This is a genomic window from Bacteroidota bacterium (genome assembly GCA_026391695.1).
Lineage (GTDB): Bacteria > Bacteroidota > Bacteroidia > Bacteroidales > JAGONC01 > JAPLDP01.
This window is the reverse complement of the sequence record JAPLDP010000075.1, coordinates 1-16,780: the sequence shown is the minus strand read 5'-3', so window position 1 is coordinate 16,780 and position 16,780 is coordinate 1. Positions and strand designations below refer to the sequence as shown.

10 protein-coding genes are annotated in these 16,780 nt (G+C 42.0%); 5 read left to right on the top strand and 5 right to left on the bottom strand.

Going from position 1 to position 16,780, the window contains the following annotated elements:
* Positions 1-156: 156 nt before the first annotated feature.
* The 3 genes from NT175_10760 to lipA all read right to left on the bottom strand — a co-directional run bounded on the left by NT175_10760 (position 157) and on the right by lipA (position 4,840).
* Entirely contained in the window at positions 157-2,811 is a 2,655-nt protein-coding gene (locus NT175_10760) for a T9SS type A sorting domain-containing protein (protein ID MCX6235179.1), read from the bottom strand.
* A 332-nt stretch (positions 2,812-3,143) separates the two neighbouring features.
* On the bottom strand, positions 3,144-3,854 hold the full coding sequence (lipB, locus tag NT175_10755; protein ID MCX6235178.1) for a lipoyl(octanoyl) transferase LipB: 711 nt from the start codon (positions 3,852-3,854) through the stop codon (positions 3,144-3,146).
* A gap of 137 nt (positions 3,855-3,991) precedes the next feature.
* Positions 3,992-4,840 (bottom strand): lipoyl synthase, encoded by an 849-nt coding sequence (gene lipA, locus NT175_10750; protein MCX6235177.1) that lies wholly within the window; start codon positions 4,838-4,840, stop codon positions 3,992-3,994.
* A gap of 128 nt (positions 4,841-4,968) precedes the next feature.
* Between lipA and lysS the strand changes: the two genes are divergently transcribed.
* Genes lysS through rodA form a run of 4 tightly spaced genes read left to right on the top strand, consistent with a single transcriptional unit; the run spans position 4,969 to position 11,191 of the window.
* Positions 4,969-6,687, top strand: a complete 1,719-nt coding sequence (gene lysS / locus NT175_10745) for a lysine--tRNA ligase (protein MCX6235176.1) — start codon at positions 4,969-4,971, stop codon at positions 6,685-6,687.
* Positions 6,688-6,725: 38 nt separating this feature from the next.
* Complete coding sequence (locus NT175_10740) at positions 6,726-8,066, top strand: BamA/TamA family outer membrane protein (GenBank protein ID MCX6235175.1); 1,341 nt, start codon at positions 6,726-6,728, stop codon at positions 8,064-8,066.
* Between the two features lie 60 nt (positions 8,067-8,126).
* Complete coding sequence (gene mrdA, locus NT175_10735; protein ID MCX6235174.1) at positions 8,127-9,932, top strand: penicillin-binding protein 2; 1,806 nt, start codon at positions 8,127-8,129, stop codon at positions 9,930-9,932.
* On the top strand, positions 9,932-11,191 hold the full coding sequence (gene rodA, locus NT175_10730; protein MCX6235173.1) for a rod shape-determining protein RodA: 1,260 nt from the start codon (positions 9,932-9,934) through the stop codon (positions 11,189-11,191). Before mrdA ends, rodA begins: the two co-directional genes overlap by 1 nt.
* Before the next feature lie 105 nt (positions 11,192-11,296).
* On the opposite strand, the gene NT175_10725 is transcribed toward rodA, so the two are convergent.
* Together NT175_10725 and NT175_10720 are read right to left on the bottom strand one after the other, a co-directional pair.
* Positions 11,297-13,423, bottom strand: a complete 2,127-nt coding sequence (locus tag NT175_10725; GenBank protein MCX6235172.1) for a peptidylprolyl isomerase — start codon at positions 13,421-13,423, stop codon at positions 11,297-11,299.
* A gap of 136 nt (positions 13,424-13,559) precedes the next feature.
* Entirely contained in the window at positions 13,560-15,950 is a 2,391-nt protein-coding gene (locus NT175_10720; GenBank protein ID MCX6235171.1) for a TonB-dependent receptor, read from the bottom strand.
* 125 nt (positions 15,951-16,075) lie between these two features.
* Between NT175_10720 and NT175_10715 the strand changes: the two genes are divergently transcribed.
* Entirely contained in the window at positions 16,076-16,510 is a 435-nt protein-coding gene (locus NT175_10715) for a thioesterase family protein (protein ID MCX6235170.1), read from the top strand.
* Positions 16,511-16,780 lie beyond the last annotated feature (270 nt).

Here is a 16,780-nt window from a genome sequence, read left to right as displayed (position 1 = left end):
CCTGAACAATGAATTTTGTCAAAACAAAAACTGCATCAATATCTTACAAATTATCCCAGCTTGCCTAATTTTTTGTATTCGTCCTGGAAATAGTATAGCTTTTTATCCGAATTTTGGATTTATGAATTATTCAGGTTAAATAACATATTACCTATTTTATCTTAATAAAATAAACTTTGTTGTGTTTTCAACCTTACCATCACTTATCATTTGAACTAAATAAATCCCCTGCTTCCAGTTTTTGGTATAGATGATAACCTGATCTTTCATCTTATCCGAATGTTTTTTCAATATGAGCCTCCCGTTTGCATCTGTAATTTTGAAAATGATGTCAACGGAATTACCGTTAGCTGCAAATTCAATGATAATGAAATCACCTGCCGGATTTAGGAAAGCCTTTAAAAGCGATTTGTTATGATCATCAGCTTTATTTTTTATAAGATCATAATCCTTAAAAAAAGACGACTTCAAACTGTCGGGAATATTAAAAGGCTCGTTATATTGAATTTTCCCCAAAGCTATTAAGATATTGCGAGCATATACTCCAGGTAAGACATGATCATTTTCATAAATATTTAATAATGATTCTATTGCAACAGAATCCATATCAAAGATACTCATTGTATCGGCCTGTAGTTGTTTTAAAATATCAAATAATATATGATAATTTTCATATTCGAGTTGTTCGTCATCATCAAGAGTAAAACTAAGAGGAATATCATTTATTACATCATTCATTAAAGTCGTATCTTTTTGTGAAAGATAAACGGATGCCAGGCTATATTTTGCTGAAAGCACAGGTTCATTTGTAAGAAGAGCTATCAAACTGTCCTTTGCATAGTTGTTTATCGTATCGTTTCTGTAAAAAAGAAATAGATCATTAAATGCTTTGCTCCGCTCCTGTTTCCATTTTGCAAGTTCGGCTTCAAGTGCTTCCTTTGAGCCAATGATGTTTCTGCCTTGCATAATTTCAGCCATCATATAATCAGGGACTGGGACAAATCGTTCATCAAGCGCCCCGAGTATTTCCTGAGACTTTGCCGACTGAGGATTGGCTACCAGCACATCGCGTACCATGGCGTTGGGGAGTACTTCTTCTTTATAAATTGCCGATTTCATGACCGTATCGGAAAGATAGGGCGACTCGCCGAGTAATTCCTCTGTTAACTGTTGCGCTTCATCCGGAAAACTGGTTTGAACCATAAAAGTCATTTCTTCCGTATCACCACCATCCACCAATGTGGCCAGTTCAGTCTCTTTTACTTCAATCTCACTTTCAGACTGTTCCAGGTTTTCTTTACTGCCTGAGCCGCCGCCGCTTTCAAGTTTCGATGGACAACTGAAGTCTTTGTTGTAATTAGTTCCAACATTTAAAAATCTATCCAGATTTCCTTGAACAGGATCAGGGTACACTTCAACATCAATCGGATGATTATCATGATAAACATATTCAAAGTAATTACAATCTTCGCTGTTAATAATATTTAATCCTATTGGTGGATCGGAGAAGGTATTTCCGGCAGGAGCCGTATCATTAGGAATCCGGTAACCCTGGTGGTAAGCTATGCCATAATTTGGACCAATGTGATTATCATCTTTGGTAACAAGAATATCATTTTCATTATTGGAAAAATCATTGCATTTGATACATAAGCCCTCATAATTACCATTACGGTTAATCCCATAAGGCACTATACCAAATCTCAAATTATCAAAAATATTATTATATATACTATTATAAACAGTACCGGAATTCCTGGCATAGATTCCGTAATATCCAAGTCCATCTCCGTTATGAAAAAATTCATTATCTTCTACATGATAACCTCTCGACTCGTTCAGATATAAGCCATAGGTTTCATATGCTCCTTTAAGCGGAAGTTCAAAATTGTTGGATGTTATCCTGGCACCGACAACGCCACTTATATATATTCCCCGCTGTGTGTTTATAAAATCGGTATGACGCACATCCACATATTTGTTTGTGCTGTAATCTGTGGCATAAATGCCGCGCTTTAATTTTATAAATTTACTGTTTTCATAAGAAGGGCACGGGACAGTAAGACTGGTACATCCATAATTGACTAAATAGGTCGAACTCAGGCTGTATATGCCTTTCCCGTAAAAATCATATTCACTGGCATTTTCAAAAGTGCACCGGATAAAAAAGATGCCTGTGACTTCAGTCATTTTTACAAAGTAATCGGGTTCAACGTTATCAGGCAGAATACCGTTTGTAATAAACCGACAGTCTTTGAAACCGCTGGAGCTTTCACGGTCATATCTCAAAAACTCAACACATGTGCCATTGTCGATAAAATATGCATCATTGGCAACAACAATTCCGCCTGTATAGGCCATATCAATTCTGTATCCTCCATGTCCATCAGGATCAGTCTTGTAGGCTCTAATGCCGCACTCGGCATGCTCAATGGTGCCGCCGTTCTTTAATAATACGATTCCCTGGTAAGTGGGTAATTGGGGCTGATTATTTGTACCGTACACTTGTACACCCTGCCACATGCCCTGGCATGAATTGGTCAGTGTGCCGCCATCGACAACCAGCCTGGCACCACGTAAAACAACGATATTCGCATCTTCGGGAAAAGCTACCCGGCTTTTAATAGTCAGAGTAGCTCCTTCCTCTATGATAACACTGTTCGACAGGCGTTTGTTGTCGACCCAGGTCTCGTCCTCCTCGATGACGAGAGGATCAGGGGCAAATTCACACAGAATCCTACTGTCAAACTGACTCCAAGCGAATTTCCCGGACACTAAAAGAATGAAAATGATCAGAATTCCCTTTTTCACCCTATAAATATAGAACAAGAATATATCAAATGCAAGTATAAAATGATAATTGTAAAATGAGAGGAGACGGATTAATATCCAATATCGAACACTCACCAAGGAATGTCAATAATCAATTAGAATGGTAAATTAGCTGCAAGCTACAAGCTTCAAGCTGTTAGGTGCTATGTACAGTCTTTTAATGAATTGACTCCATTCAACCTTGTCATTGTCATTGGAAATTAAACATTGACGTTGGATTTGGATATTGGATGTTGGCTATTCTCAGGGGCTGAGTTCAATAGCCAATATCGAACACCCAACAGTGAACAACCATGATCATTGTTCATTGTTCATTGAAGTAAATCCATTCCGAAAACCCTGCAAATATTGTCAACAAGGATCGCTTTTACGTTTTCGGTATCCATCCGGTGTCTTTTTTCTTTTTCCAGGGATGTCACTGCTTTGTCAGTGAATCCGCAAGGATTAATGGAGTTGAAATAATTGAGATCGGTATTCACATTAAATGCAAATCCATGCATGGTGACCCAGTGTGAGGTTCTTACGCCGATGGCGCAGATCTTACGGGCTTTATGCGGAATGCCGGCATCGAGCCATACACCGGTCGCTCCGTCAAGACGGCCGGCCGTGATGCCTAATTCTTTTAGTGTCAGGACAATCGCCTCTTCCAGATTAAAAATGTACCGCTTCACCGACAGTTTAAAATTATCCATGTCAATGATGGGATAACCGACAATCTGACCGGGGCCATGGTATGTTATGTCACCGCCACGGTTAATCCTGTACAATGCAACGCCTTGTATCTTCAGATCGTCAGGAGAGACCAGCAGATTAGCTTCTGAGCCGCTTTTACCCAGGGTATACACATGAGGATGCTCGCAGAATAACAGGTAGTTGGGAGTAAGTTCCTGCTCCCCGGCCGGTTTTTTCAGGTTCCGTTCTTTGATGGAAAGAATCTCATTAAATAGTTTTTCCTGGTAGATCCATGCTTCCCGAAAGTCAATCAAACCCAGATCCTTATATATAATTTTTTGATTCACCATGGAAATGAAAATATTATATAACCCCAAAAAAACAACCTGTAATCCCGACTTCATCGGGATTTCGCTCAGCTTCGCTTCGCTCAACCTGCAACTTGCGACCTGGGACCTGCGACCCTACATTCTGCGAGATACAAATTTTATTTAACGTGTCTTTCCGCCTGATAAGACGATCGCACCAGCGGATGGCTTTCCACAAAACGGAAGCCTTTATCCAGACCGGTTGTCCGATATCTGTCAAATTGTTCCGGATCAATATATTCAACCACCGGCAGATGTTTAACGGTCGGACGAAGATACTGTCCTATTGTGAAGATCTGACATCCGGCTGCAATCAGATCATCCATGGTGTCATACACTTCTTCTTCTGTTTCGCCTAATCCGGCCATTATTCCTGATTTACTGACTATTCCTGCATCGGAAATATACCGGATGACCTGCAGGCTGATATCGTATTGTGCTTTACTGCGAACAAGTGGAGTCAGCCGCCGTATAGTCTCCAGGTTATGCGATATGACATCAGGGCCGGCATCAATAATTCGCCTTACATCCTGACAAACTCCATTAAAATCTGGTATCAGCGTTTCAATGGTTGTGGCCGGATTTATTTTTTTTATCTCCCGGATCGTTTCTGACCATAGCAGTGAGCCGCCATCTTTAAGATCATCCCTGTCGACCGAAGTGAGCACACAATGCTTGAGGTTCATAAGTTTTACGGATAGAGCGACCTGTATTGGCTCGTTCCGGTCTACCGGTATAGGTTTACCGGTTTTGGTATTGCAAAACTTACAGGAGCGTGTACAGATGTCTCCCAGGATCATGAACGTGGCCGTACCTCTGCCCCAGCATTCACCAATATTCGGACAATGGCCGCTTTCGCAGATGGTATGGAGTTTATGAGCTTTGACAATGTCTTTAACATGAACATAATTCTTCCCTTGGGGAAGCCTGGTCTTGAGCCAGCCTGGTTTGCGCATTATAGGTCCTATAGAGTTATCTATTGCCATTTCATAATTGCAAAGCAAAAGTAAATAAAATAGAAAAAGACTTTCTATGTCGCCCGGATATGCAAAGTCAGAATACAATCAATTTCCTATCTTTGTAAAAACAAACAGATATGGCACAGGAACTTGGTGACCAGGAAGTCGTCCGGAGAAATGCATTGCAGGAATTATATCAACTGGGCATAGATCCTTATCCTGCTGAGATCTTTGAGGTAAATGTCAGGGCAAAAGAGATACTGGATAATTTCCCCGGGAATAATACGCTTTACCAGGATGTCAGCATAGCAGGCCGGATAATGAAACGACGGATCATGGGTGCGGCTTCGTTTGCTGAATTGCAGGATGCTTCGGGCCGGATACAATTTTATGTCAGACGCGATGACGTCTGCCCCGGTGACAATAAAACACTTTACAACACGGTATTTAAAAGGTTATTGGATATCGGCGATATCATCGGGGTGAAAGGTTATGTCTTTATCACACAAATGGGTGAAATCACCATCCATGTGAGAGAATTCAAGATTCTGTCAAAATCGCTGAGGCCACTACCTATTGTCAAAGAAAAGGATGATAAGGTTTTTGACGCGTATACGGATCCTGAACAGCGTTACCGCCAACGGTACGTGGATCTTATCGTTAATCCGCATATAAAAGAGGTGTTTGTCCTCCGGTCAAAGCTTATCAATTCCATGCGGTCATTCCTGGATAACAGGAATTATCTGGAGGTTGAAACGCCCGTCCTACAGCCTTTATATGGTGGTGCAGCAGCACGTCCTTTCAAAACTTACCATAACACACTGGATATATCCCTTTATCTGCGCATTGCTAACGAATTATATCTGAAAAGGCTCATTATCGGTGGTTATGATGGCGTGTATGAGTTTGCAAAAGATTTTCGTAATGAAGGTATGGACCGGTTCCATAATCCTGAATTCACACAGATGGAGTTGTATGTTGCTTATAAAGACTATGAGTGGATGATGAACTTGGTTGAGGAAATGATCGAAAAGATAACTCTGGATATCCATGGCCAGACTAGCATAAAAGTTGGCGATAAGACCATCGATTTTAAAAGACCCTGGAAAAGATACACCATGTTTGAGGTCATCAGGGAATATACTGGTATGGACATATCGCAGATGGATGAGCAGGAACTGGTGATGACAGCGGGGAAATTCGGTATAGAAGTCGACGCGACAATGGGTAAGGGGAAGCTGATCGATCTGATTTTTGGTGAGAAATGCGAGCCACATCTGATCCAGCCCACATTCATTATGGATTATCCTGTGGAGATGTCACCGCTGGCTAAAAAGCACCGGTCCAAACCTGGTCTTGTCGAACGTTTTGAGGCAATATGTAATGGGAAGGAGATATGCAACGCATTTTCGGAGCTGAATGATCCGCTGGACCAGCGCCGGCGCTTTGAAGAACAGCTCGAACTGGGACGGCGCGGTGATCAGGAATCAATGGTCCTGGATGAAGACTTCCTGAAAGCTCTTGAATTTGGTATGCCGCCAACAGCCGGCATCGGTATCGGCATTGACCGCCTGACCATGATCATGGCCAATCAGCCCTCCATACAGGATGTGTTGTTTTTCCCACAGATGCGGCCGGAGCAAAGGGAAAGGTTTTCATCCGATGAAGATTTTAAAGCACTGGGTGTGGCTGAAGCATGGATACCTGTGATCCGTAAGGCAGGATATACCACAGTTGACGCATTGAAAAAGGCCCATCCCAATAAGCTGATCAACGATCTTGGCGGGCTCCGGAAAAAGCTCAAATTGGAAATACCAGCCCTGCGGATTGAGGATGTTCAATCGTGGTTTAAATGACCGACATACAGTTCATATACACTATAAAACCTTTGATTATGAAAAGTAAAATTACTCTCATTTTGTTTTTTCTCCTGATCATTTGTTTATCGGGATTTTCGCAACAGGATAGCTCAAAGCAGGTCGTAAAAAAAGGCTGGAAACTGGGAGCCCTGCCGGTCGTGGCCTATGATGCTGACCTGGGATTTCAATATGGTGTTTTAGGACAGTTGAATGACTTCGGTGATGGTTCAAATTATCCGGATTACAGGCACATGATCTATGTGGAATGGTCGCGGTTTACAAAAGGCACCGGCGTGAACCAGATATTCTATGATACGAAAACATTATTGCCAAAACATATCCGCATGACAGTCGATTTATCTTATCTGACTGAAAAAGCGCTCGATTTTTTTGGATTTAATGGGTATGAGGCGGCGTACATTCATGATTTTGAAAATGACGATTCCCCTGATTACATCTCCCGGGTTTATTATAAGCATGAAAGAAAGCAGCTGCGAGCTTTGCTCGATTTTCAGGGCCGTATTACATCGCAACGTTTCCGCTGGCTTGGAGGTATTTCCTATTATAATTTTAAAGTGGACACTGTGGATATCGGCAATCTGAATAAGGGGAAATCAGAAGATGAAAAATTGCCAGATACAACCCTGCTTTATGATAAGTATGTGCAGTGGGGTTTTATTGACGAGAAGGAGAAAGATGGCGGCCAGACCATTTTCCTGAAGGGCGGACTGATTTATGACACACGCGATAATGAACCTGCACCAAACAGGGGCGTGTGGGAAGAGGTCGTCATAATGACCGCGCCATCTTTCATCGGTAACAGTGAATTCGCTTTTACCAGGCTGGCCATTACGCATAGGCATTACATTCCACTGATAAAGGATAAAATGACTCTTGCATATCGTTTGTCATATCAGGGAACAATTGGAGGCAAAGCCCCGTTTTATATCGAACCACTCCTGATGAGTTCTTTTTCGACCGCAACCAATAATGATGGTTTAGGGGGCGCAAAATCATTAAGGGGCATAAAACGAGACCGCGTTGTAGGCGATGGAACCGTTATGGCTAATGTTGAACTCCGCTATAAGATCATCAAGACGACCCTGCTGAAACAAAACTTTTATATTGCTGTCAATGCGTTCGGTGATATGGGCCAGGTTGTTCAATACAGAGACATCGATAAGCTGAAATTGCCTTCCACCGAAACCTATTCGGATTATTTTGACCAATCGCGTGATAACATCCATTTCGGCTATGGTGCAGGTCTGAGGCTTGTGCTGAATGACAATTTCATTCTAGCCATTGACTATGGATTTGCCAGTGATTCGCGCGACGGAACAAGTGGATTGTATATTAACATAGGCAACCTCTATTAATTATTTCGAAATAAGTTATTTTTGTTGGTTTGATATCTGCATTTCCAATAATTTCAGGCGATGAAAAACATTTACTCCGAAAGGAAATACGTTGTGATAGGTATTTTCCTGGCTGTCGGATTTATTTTTATCGCTAAACTCTTCTACCTTCAGATCATCAATAAAAGTTACCTTTTATCCGCACAAAACAATGTCATCAGGATCATTACACAATATCCTGCCAGGGGACTGATCTTCGACCGGAACGGGAAACTACTGGTGTACAATGAGGCCGCATATGACCTGATGGTTGTTCCTGACCAGGTTAAAAAATTTGATACATTGGAGTTATGTAATCTTATTGGAATTGACAGGGAAATATTTACCCATCGGCTGAAAAGCATAAGGGAATATTCTACAAGGAAAGCCTCGGTGTTTGAGAAGCAAATCTCGAAAGAAACGTACGGTTATATGCAGGAGAAACTTTTCAAATTCCCTGGCTTCTATGTTCAGTCGCGTATTTTGCGGAGCTATACTTACCCCATTGCAGCCCATACCTTTGGTTATATCGGCGAAGTTGACAATGCCACCGTCAGTAGCGATCCCTATTATAAACCGGGGGATTACATCGGTATCAGCGGGATTGAAAAGACCTATGAAAAAGAGCTGAGGGGCGTGAACGGTGTTAAACGTATTATGGTGGATGTTTTCAACCGGGAGAAGGGCAGTTTTCAAAACGGGAAATATGATACATCTGCTGTTAAAGGAAAGGACTTATGGATTACCATTGATGCAGATTTGCAGCTATACGCCGAACAGCTTATGGCTCATAAAAAGGGCAGCATTGTGGCTATTGAACCTTCATCAGGTGAAATACTGTGTCTGGTATCCTGTCCTTCTTATGATCCGAATCTTTTGGTAGGACGTGTCCGCAGCAAGAATTACGAAATTCTGGAAAAAGACACCCTGCAGCCGCTATTCAACAGGGCACTGCAGGCTACATATCCTCCTGGTTCTAGTTTCAAACTGATGAATGCTCTCATCGCTCTTCAGGAAGGAACCACCACGCCGGAAGTCCGCTTTCCCTGTAATGGAACAGCCAGTGTACCCATCAAGTGCAGTCACTATCATCCTGCACCGCAAAACATGCTGGGAGCTATAGAATTATCCTGCAATCCTTTCTTCTGGAGGACATTCAATACGATTATGAATAAAACCCGTGATATCCACGATAGCTATAACCTATGGCGTAATCATGTGATGAGTTTTGGATTTGGTAACAGCTTTTCAAGTGACCTGTTCACTGAGGTCAAAGGATTTATTCCGGCAACCGACTATTATGATAAATATTTTGGTGAGAAAGGCTGGCGTTCAATGACCATCAGGTCATTGTCGATTGGCCAGGGGGAAATACTGGTCACGCCTCTTCAACTGGCCAACTATGTGGCTACTATATCAAACAGGGGATATTATTATGTGCCTCATCTGATGAAATCCATTGAAAGTGAGGAAGATTACAGCAGGACAAGGGTAAAGAAGACCACAACTATCGACCCGAAATATTTCACCATTATCGTAGAGGGTATGTACAATGTGTTTGAAGGAAGCATGGGTACAGCCCGGCATTATAAAGTAGATAGTCTGGATATTTGCGGTAAAACGGGCACAGCAGAGAATCCTCACGGGAAAGCCCATTCCATCTTCATCGCATTTGCTCCCAAAGATAACCCCCGTATCGCAATGGCTGTCATTGTGGAAAATGCAGGATTTGGAGCTACTTGGGCTGCACCCATTACAACGTTGTTAATCGAAAAGTACCTCACAGGGAAAACAAAACGCAAGGACGTCGAAGAACGTATAATCAACTGTAATCTAATAGGAGACTGATGAGAGAAGATAGAGGAATATTTAAAAAGACTGACAGGTGGCTGGTCATCATCTACATAGCTCTGGTGCTCATCGGATGGATTAACATCTATGCTGCTGTGTACAGTGAGGAGCATAAAAGTATATTCGACCTTGGCCAGAATTATGGCCGCCAGATGATCTGGATCGTAACCTCATTGATAATCGCACTCATCATTTTGCTTTTTGATTCAAAATTCTTTTCGGCATTCAGCTTCCCTGTTTATCTTATGTCGATACTCACCCTTATTATTGTGTTAATTGTCGGGAAGGTCGTAGCCGGTTCACGGTCATGGTTTCAGATCGGGCCGGTTGGTTTTCAGCCTGCTGAGTTTGCCAAGTTTGCAGTATGCCTGGCGTTGGCACGGTATCTCAGCTCACTAGACCTGGATATCCGTAAGGTCCGGACCAGGCTGTTTGCATTACTGATCATTATTGTACCTGCTTTGCTGGTATTACTCGAACAGGACACCGGGTCAGCTATAACCTACAGTGCTTTTCTACTGGTGTTTTACCGGGAAGGAATGCCAGGCCGTTTACTTCTTATAGGCGCCGCAGGAGCTTTATTATTTGTCCTCACTCTGTTAATCGATAAATTTATTCTGGTTGGTTTACTGATCGGCGTAACACTATTCCTGATCGTTTTTATACGTAGAAACAGACGAAGGATCATACTTATAACAGGATCATTAGTCCTTGCCATTGTTATCGTCTTCAGTGTGGATTATGCCTTTAATCATTTGCTTAAGCCCTATCAGCAAAGCAGGGTCAGTGTCATGTTAGGAAAAGAAATTGATACCAAAGGTGCCGGGTATAATCTCAACCAGTCAAAAATCGCTATTGGATCTGGTGGGCTTGTCGGGAAAGGTTTTTTGAATGGTACACAAACCAAATTCGATTTTGTCCCTGAGCAGAGCACTGACTTTATTTTCTGTACTGTCGGAGAAGAATGGGGTTTTATTGGAAGCCTGGTCGTTATTGGGCTGTATATTGTCCTGCTGATTAGGATTATTCAGCTTGCAGAGCGACAGCGATCCATTTTCAGCAGGATATACGGATATGGGGTGGCATCGATATTATTTTTCCATTTTGCCATAAATATCGGAATGACAATAGGATTGGCGCCGGTCATTGGGATACCATTGCCATTTCTGAGTTATGGCGGATCATCTTTGTGGGTCTTTACGATCCTGTTATTTATTTTTATCAAACTGGATACAAACAGGATGGACCTTATATAGCCCTTATTAGACAAGGGTTATCTCATTTCATTGTCAATTGTCAATCCCGCATTCACTGCGCTCTGCGGGATGTCGATCGGCTTCGCTCCGCTCCGCTGCCGACTCCTAATAATACTTCACCCTGTTATCTTCAATTTTAGCTCTTTCTTCGAGGGCAGTGAACACTTCTCTGCTGACACGTGTCTTAATAGAATTGGCAAGGAAGTCTTTCTGTTGCTTGAAATCCTGTTGCATCGGAGGTTCGGTGAATGAATCCAGGGCGATGACATAAACAGCCATATTACCTTTCACAGGATTTGAGACCTCGCCGGGTCTCATCGAAAAGATCTTTCCGATAACCTCTATGTCTGGCCCGAATCCAGGAATATTAAAAGAACCAAAAGTGATTTCCGTGGAAGTATCAACAGTAGTATTAAATTTCTGTGCCAGCCGCATTAAATCTTCGCCTGGGGTATAACTGTCCTTTAATCTGCCAAGCAACACTTCAGCTTTCTTTTCGCGGAGAACGAGGGGCTTGATACGCTCACGCACCACGTCGAGCGGAGCAATGCCTTTTGCATATTCAGCCTTAAGAGCAGCGACAACATAGGAATTTCCCATATCGAAAACAGGTGATACATCGCCTTTTCTTGTTTTGCCGTTAAATGCCCATCCGACAACCTGCCGGGGATTATCCACGCCGGGAATCGAATTTGACAGGGGGGTCAGTTTATCGGACGTGCGTTTGTCCAGTCCAAGATCAAGCACGGCTTTCTGGAAAGCTTCCAGGCTGTTATTTCTTGAAAGGAAATCATTCGCTTTAAGATAGGTCTGCTGAAATGTTTCGCTTGAAGGGACAATGCTCCGGTCAATCATAGCTATCTTCACCTTTTTGTTAGGTTCCTGTTTACCAGTAATCTCAATCACATGAAATCCAAAGGGTGTTTCAGCCCTTACAATATCTCCGACATTTCCTTTCAAACAGGCTTCATTGAATTCATAAACCATCATACCATCGGGAAACCAGTCCAGATTGCCATTATTTTTTTTAGCCGAGGGATCATCTGAATATTTAAGGGTCATTTGAAGGAATGTGGAAGGTGTTGCTTTAACAGCAGCATATATACTATCGGCCAGCTTTTGAGCGTCTTCTTTGGTTCTGGTGATATTATCGGCACCACGTGCGCCCTGGTAAGTAATAAGTATGTGGCTGGCTTTTATAGAATCGGGACGCATCTGCACATCGACGAGCTTGGCAATGTGGTATATGTCATCTTCAATATAAGGTCCGTAAAATGTACCAACAGATGAATTGAACATAAGTGAGTCAATCCTGACAGGTAAGGTGCCTTTTTTGTGCCACGTGCTGTCATATCGGTTATCGGAAACAGCATTGACGAAATTCGACACATCAGGTGCGATCTGGAATTGATTGTAAATATCATTGACAGTTTTTGCGATCTGCTCACGGTCTAAATCTGATGGTGTGACAGGGAAAACTACATAGTCGATGTCAACCATTGGATCCTGTTCATACTCTTTTTTATGTTTTTCGTAAAAATTTTTGTAATCGCTTTCGGAAGCTGTCACTGCTGTGTCAGGAATAGTGGAATATTTCAGACCAACGATACGGACAACGACTTTGCGGTTTTTATCCGAGTAATCATCCTTGGCAAAAACGGTAGGAGTATAATATCCTTTGATAATCAAATTATTATATTTTGTCCGCAACCGGTCTGATTTGATCATTTTTTCAAGTAAAATGTAACGCTTCTGTACCTGAGGATCAACATTGTTGAAATTCTGAAGGAACTGAGAAACAGTGGCAGGATTAAACTGGCCGGTTTGAGGATCTTTGAAATTCTGAACAATATATTGATGAGGATCATTGCCACGGATCTGATCGTCCAGCTCGTCGACTGATACGTTGATGTTCAGTTTTTCATACTGTTCACGCATAATGATATCAGTAACCATTTCCTGCCATACAGATTGCCTGATACTGAATGCTTCAGTTGGAGTAATACTCTCGGCTCCGGCATTTTGCCTCCGGATTTCCATATTCTCTTCCACTTTTTGATTGAACTCTACCCCAGGAATATCTGTTCCGTCGATAATCCCTATATTGACGGCTTGCCTCCGGCTGTATTTCCGGGGATTAATAAAATCTCCAAGCACAAACGAAGCAAGAGCAATACCAACAATGATCATAATTAGCTTCGAATGTTTCCTTATTCTTCCAATGGCTGCCATATTGATTAGTTTTTCTTTTCCGAGTATTACTTAGGAATTCAGAAATGATTATAAATGAATGCTTTGATTTTAAAAGAGTGCAAATGTACAAAGTTTTTCCAGTCAAAAATATATTTTAAAGAAAATTTAATTGAATTCAGAATCTATACCCCGCCTGCATCAAAAACCATCTTCCCTGCTGAGGGTATGGAAAGTTGACGCTTCCACCCTGCTCATAGAGGGTATCGAAAAGATTATAGATCGTAAAGTCGAGGGAGAACCTGTTCAGATCCTTGAGATGAACACCGGCATTTATAATAGCCGCAGGATCAACCTCATAGTCCGGATTCTGGAATGGAAGGCCATTTTTATAAGTATTGATGGGAGATAACTCTTTGCCGGTATAATGTAATGTGAGATTTAACCAGACATTTTTTGATTTTTTAAACAGTGGATTTATATCCAGAATGATATTCCCGCTAAGATCAGGGATATTGTGAATATGCTCGTTTGTCACGCCATAATCCACAGCATCCAGGGCATATTGCCAGGTCATGTTGGCTCTCAACTTGAACAGTTCTGTCAGATATCCCGCTTCTCCTTCAATGCCTGTCGATTCCAGCCGCCCGGCATTTCTGTACCGTGGTTCAGATCCTGTCGCCTCAGGATCTCGGTAGATGAAATCTCTCAACTTATTATAGAAGACATTTAATCCTAATGTGTATTTATTATTGAGCAACCTGAGATTTGAAGTGAACTGAAGGGATGTCAGGTGCTCCGGTAAAAGGTTCTCCGACCCTTTATAACTGGGAAGAGAATTGTAGCGGTACCAATATGGTGCATCTACAAATGATTTGGCATACGAAATTTTAATATCTGCCTTAGCCGATGGCATATAAATAATGGAAAGCCTGGGACTAAAGTCATCAATATCACCCCCTTTGTGCCTTTTCTTATTGTCGTACCTTGCACCCAGGTTGAGGATGAACTTCTGTCCGAATTTATGTTTTATCTGAAAAAATCCTGAATAAATAATTTCTTTACCCTTTTCGAGAAGAGGGACTGAACTGTTGTCCATAATCGTGTCAAACTCTCCGTTTGTGCCTATCAGGAAAAAACTGTCGATGAGATCCATTCCATCCAGTTGAAGCCCTGCCAGGATATTCCCTTTTCCTGAACGGTTCAGGTTGTATTGTTTTTTAAGCTGAAGCACACCACCATAACTGTATTCATTCCAGAAAACCTTGCCTGATTGCCCTATGTCAGGATTCATGACGAGACATCCCTCAATGGAGTTGAAATCGAGTGTGGCATTGACAAAGACATCCCAACCTTTATTGAATTCTTTGCCATAGTTGGCGTTAAAATGGGATGACCGCGAGCCAAGTCCGGGTCCCACACCCTGAAAAGTCCGGTATTCATCATAATTATATACTTCCCCAGTCATACCTCCGCTGGAAAATGGTTCAATATATTTACAATAGCGCATGTTTGCCATCAGCGAAAAATCGTTGGTGTTGAAAACCATACCTGCATCATAGGATGGATTATCCCTGAATCCTCCGATTATGGAGTGACCATCCTGCGGATTTGGGGAATAATCTTGCTCTTTCGGTACATATACCTTTTGCCCATCGGAGCGGTAATAATTTCCCCATATTATCAGGTCATTATAACGGTCAAATTGTTTACCAAAGAGAATATTGGCCTTGGTCTGACCATAGTTTCCAACTCCTGCTGAAACCTTTATTCCGGCAATATCCTGTCCTTTTTTTGTGATGATATTAATGACAGATGTAAGTGCCACGTTGCCATACAATGATGACGCCGGTCCACGCAGGACTTCGATTTGTTTGATCTTTTCAAGAGAAATGCTGAAATCCGGATTGGCTTCGGAATAAGAACGGGAGTTCAGCCGGTGCCCATTAAGCATAATGAGTATTTTCTGCTGCGAGGAGGCATAAACACCACGCATGGAAATGTTGTACTCATTATGATCTTCAATATTTGTCATCCCCGGAACATAAATGGACAGCAACTCTTTCAGGGTACGGGCACCACACATGACAATCATCTCTTCAGTGATCACTGTTACCGGCACAGGGGCTTCATTCAGGGGCTCAGCTTGACGGGATGCTGTTACAAGGCTGGTGATAGGTTTCCTGACGCTTTCTAGTGTAGCCAGGTATCGCGGAGGATCAAAAACGGTGTTAGGCGTATATGCCGGATCGATCTGAAGGATATGCTCAATCATTAAACCAGCACTATCCTGAATGTCATTTGCAAGATAAGTCAATGCAAGCAAACGGTAGGCCTGTATCTTCTCATCTTTTGTGAAGCCCCCGGCCAGACAAGGCCTGACCAAAGTGACAACCACATCGAAACGGCCAAGCTCATACTCCTTTTGCGCCTGCTCAAGGGCTATCTGTCCGCACTCCTGCGAAAACAAACGGTTACTGTATAATAGACAACCCACAGCAGACAAAATCACCCACAATTTTAATTGTGGGAATTGCAGGCTATGAGTCATAAGTCTCTTTTCAACCATCGGAAAGTTATTTTTGGGTTAAATTTAAATAAATTTGCAATATAAGCTCACTTTCTCCCAATTTGAATAGTGAATGCCGGGAGGAACCTTGAACATGAATGGGGTTAATAAATCATACTCAATCAATGGTTGAAACAACGAAATGGTTATCAATAGAGAATGTCATTCAGTTCGAGGTTAGAATTGGTGACATCAATTATGGTGGTCATATGGGCAATGATAAGGCGCTGCTTATTTTTCAAGATGCACGCATAGGTTTCCTCGAGTCCCTGGGATTTTCAGAGAAGAATTTAGGCGATCATACCGGCATCATTATGAGCGAAGCTCATGTGTTTTTTAAGAAGGAAGTATTTCTGCATGACCAGTTGACAGTGGATGTATCTGTCACAGAGGTGACCACTTCATCTTTTGTCCTGATTTATACTGTACGACGATTAGAAGATAATACCGAGGTTTTAAGTGGAACAACGAAACAGCTTGCATTTAATTATGACAGGCGCAAGGTTGTCCGTATCCCTGAGTTATTCAGGAATACAATACATTTGAATACAAACACTTAAAGATTTTTAACATGATGCGATTTTTCACTGTCTTCCTGGTGATCTGACTCCATGCAGGATGGTTTTAAAATAATATTGCTTTCGTTTTATTCTTACTATAATTTTGAACTTCCTATGTACATGTTGCGGCCTATGTCCAGGCGGGCAATGAAATTATTGTAACCGGTACCATGAAAAATGTTGGTTTCAATAACATTACATCCTTTGAAGTGTCATATACGGTGGATGGTGGTGATCCGGTTATTTATCAGGTGAGCGGCATCAATGTTG

Excerpts from the sequence above, each read along its gene's own strand:
- lipB (MCX6235178.1), bottom strand. The coding sequence starts at position 3,854 with ATGGTGAATCAAAAAATTATATATAAGGATCTGGGTTTGATTGACTTT.
- lysS (MCX6235176.1), top strand. The coding sequence starts at position 4,969 with ATGGCACAGGAACTTGGTGACCAGGAAGTCGTCCGGAGAAATGCATTG.
- NT175_10715 (MCX6235170.1), top strand. The coding sequence starts at position 16,076 with ATGGTTGAAACAACGAAATGGTTATCAATAGAGAATGTCATTCAGTTC.
- rodA (MCX6235173.1), top strand. The coding sequence starts at position 9,932 with ATGAGAGAAGATAGAGGAATATTTAAAAAGACTGACAGGTGGCTGGTC.
- NT175_10720 (MCX6235171.1), bottom strand. The coding sequence starts at position 15,950 with ATGGTTGAAAAGAGACTTATGACTCATAGCCTGCAATTCCCACAATTA.
- NT175_10740 (MCX6235175.1), top strand. The coding sequence starts at position 6,726 with ATGAAAAGTAAAATTACTCTCATTTTGTTTTTTCTCCTGATCATTTGT.
- NT175_10725 (MCX6235172.1), bottom strand. The coding sequence starts at position 13,423 with ATGGCAGCCATTGGAAGAATAAGGAAACATTCGAAGCTAATTATGATC.
- mrdA (MCX6235174.1), top strand. The coding sequence starts at position 8,127 with ATGAAAAACATTTACTCCGAAAGGAAATACGTTGTGATAGGTATTTTC.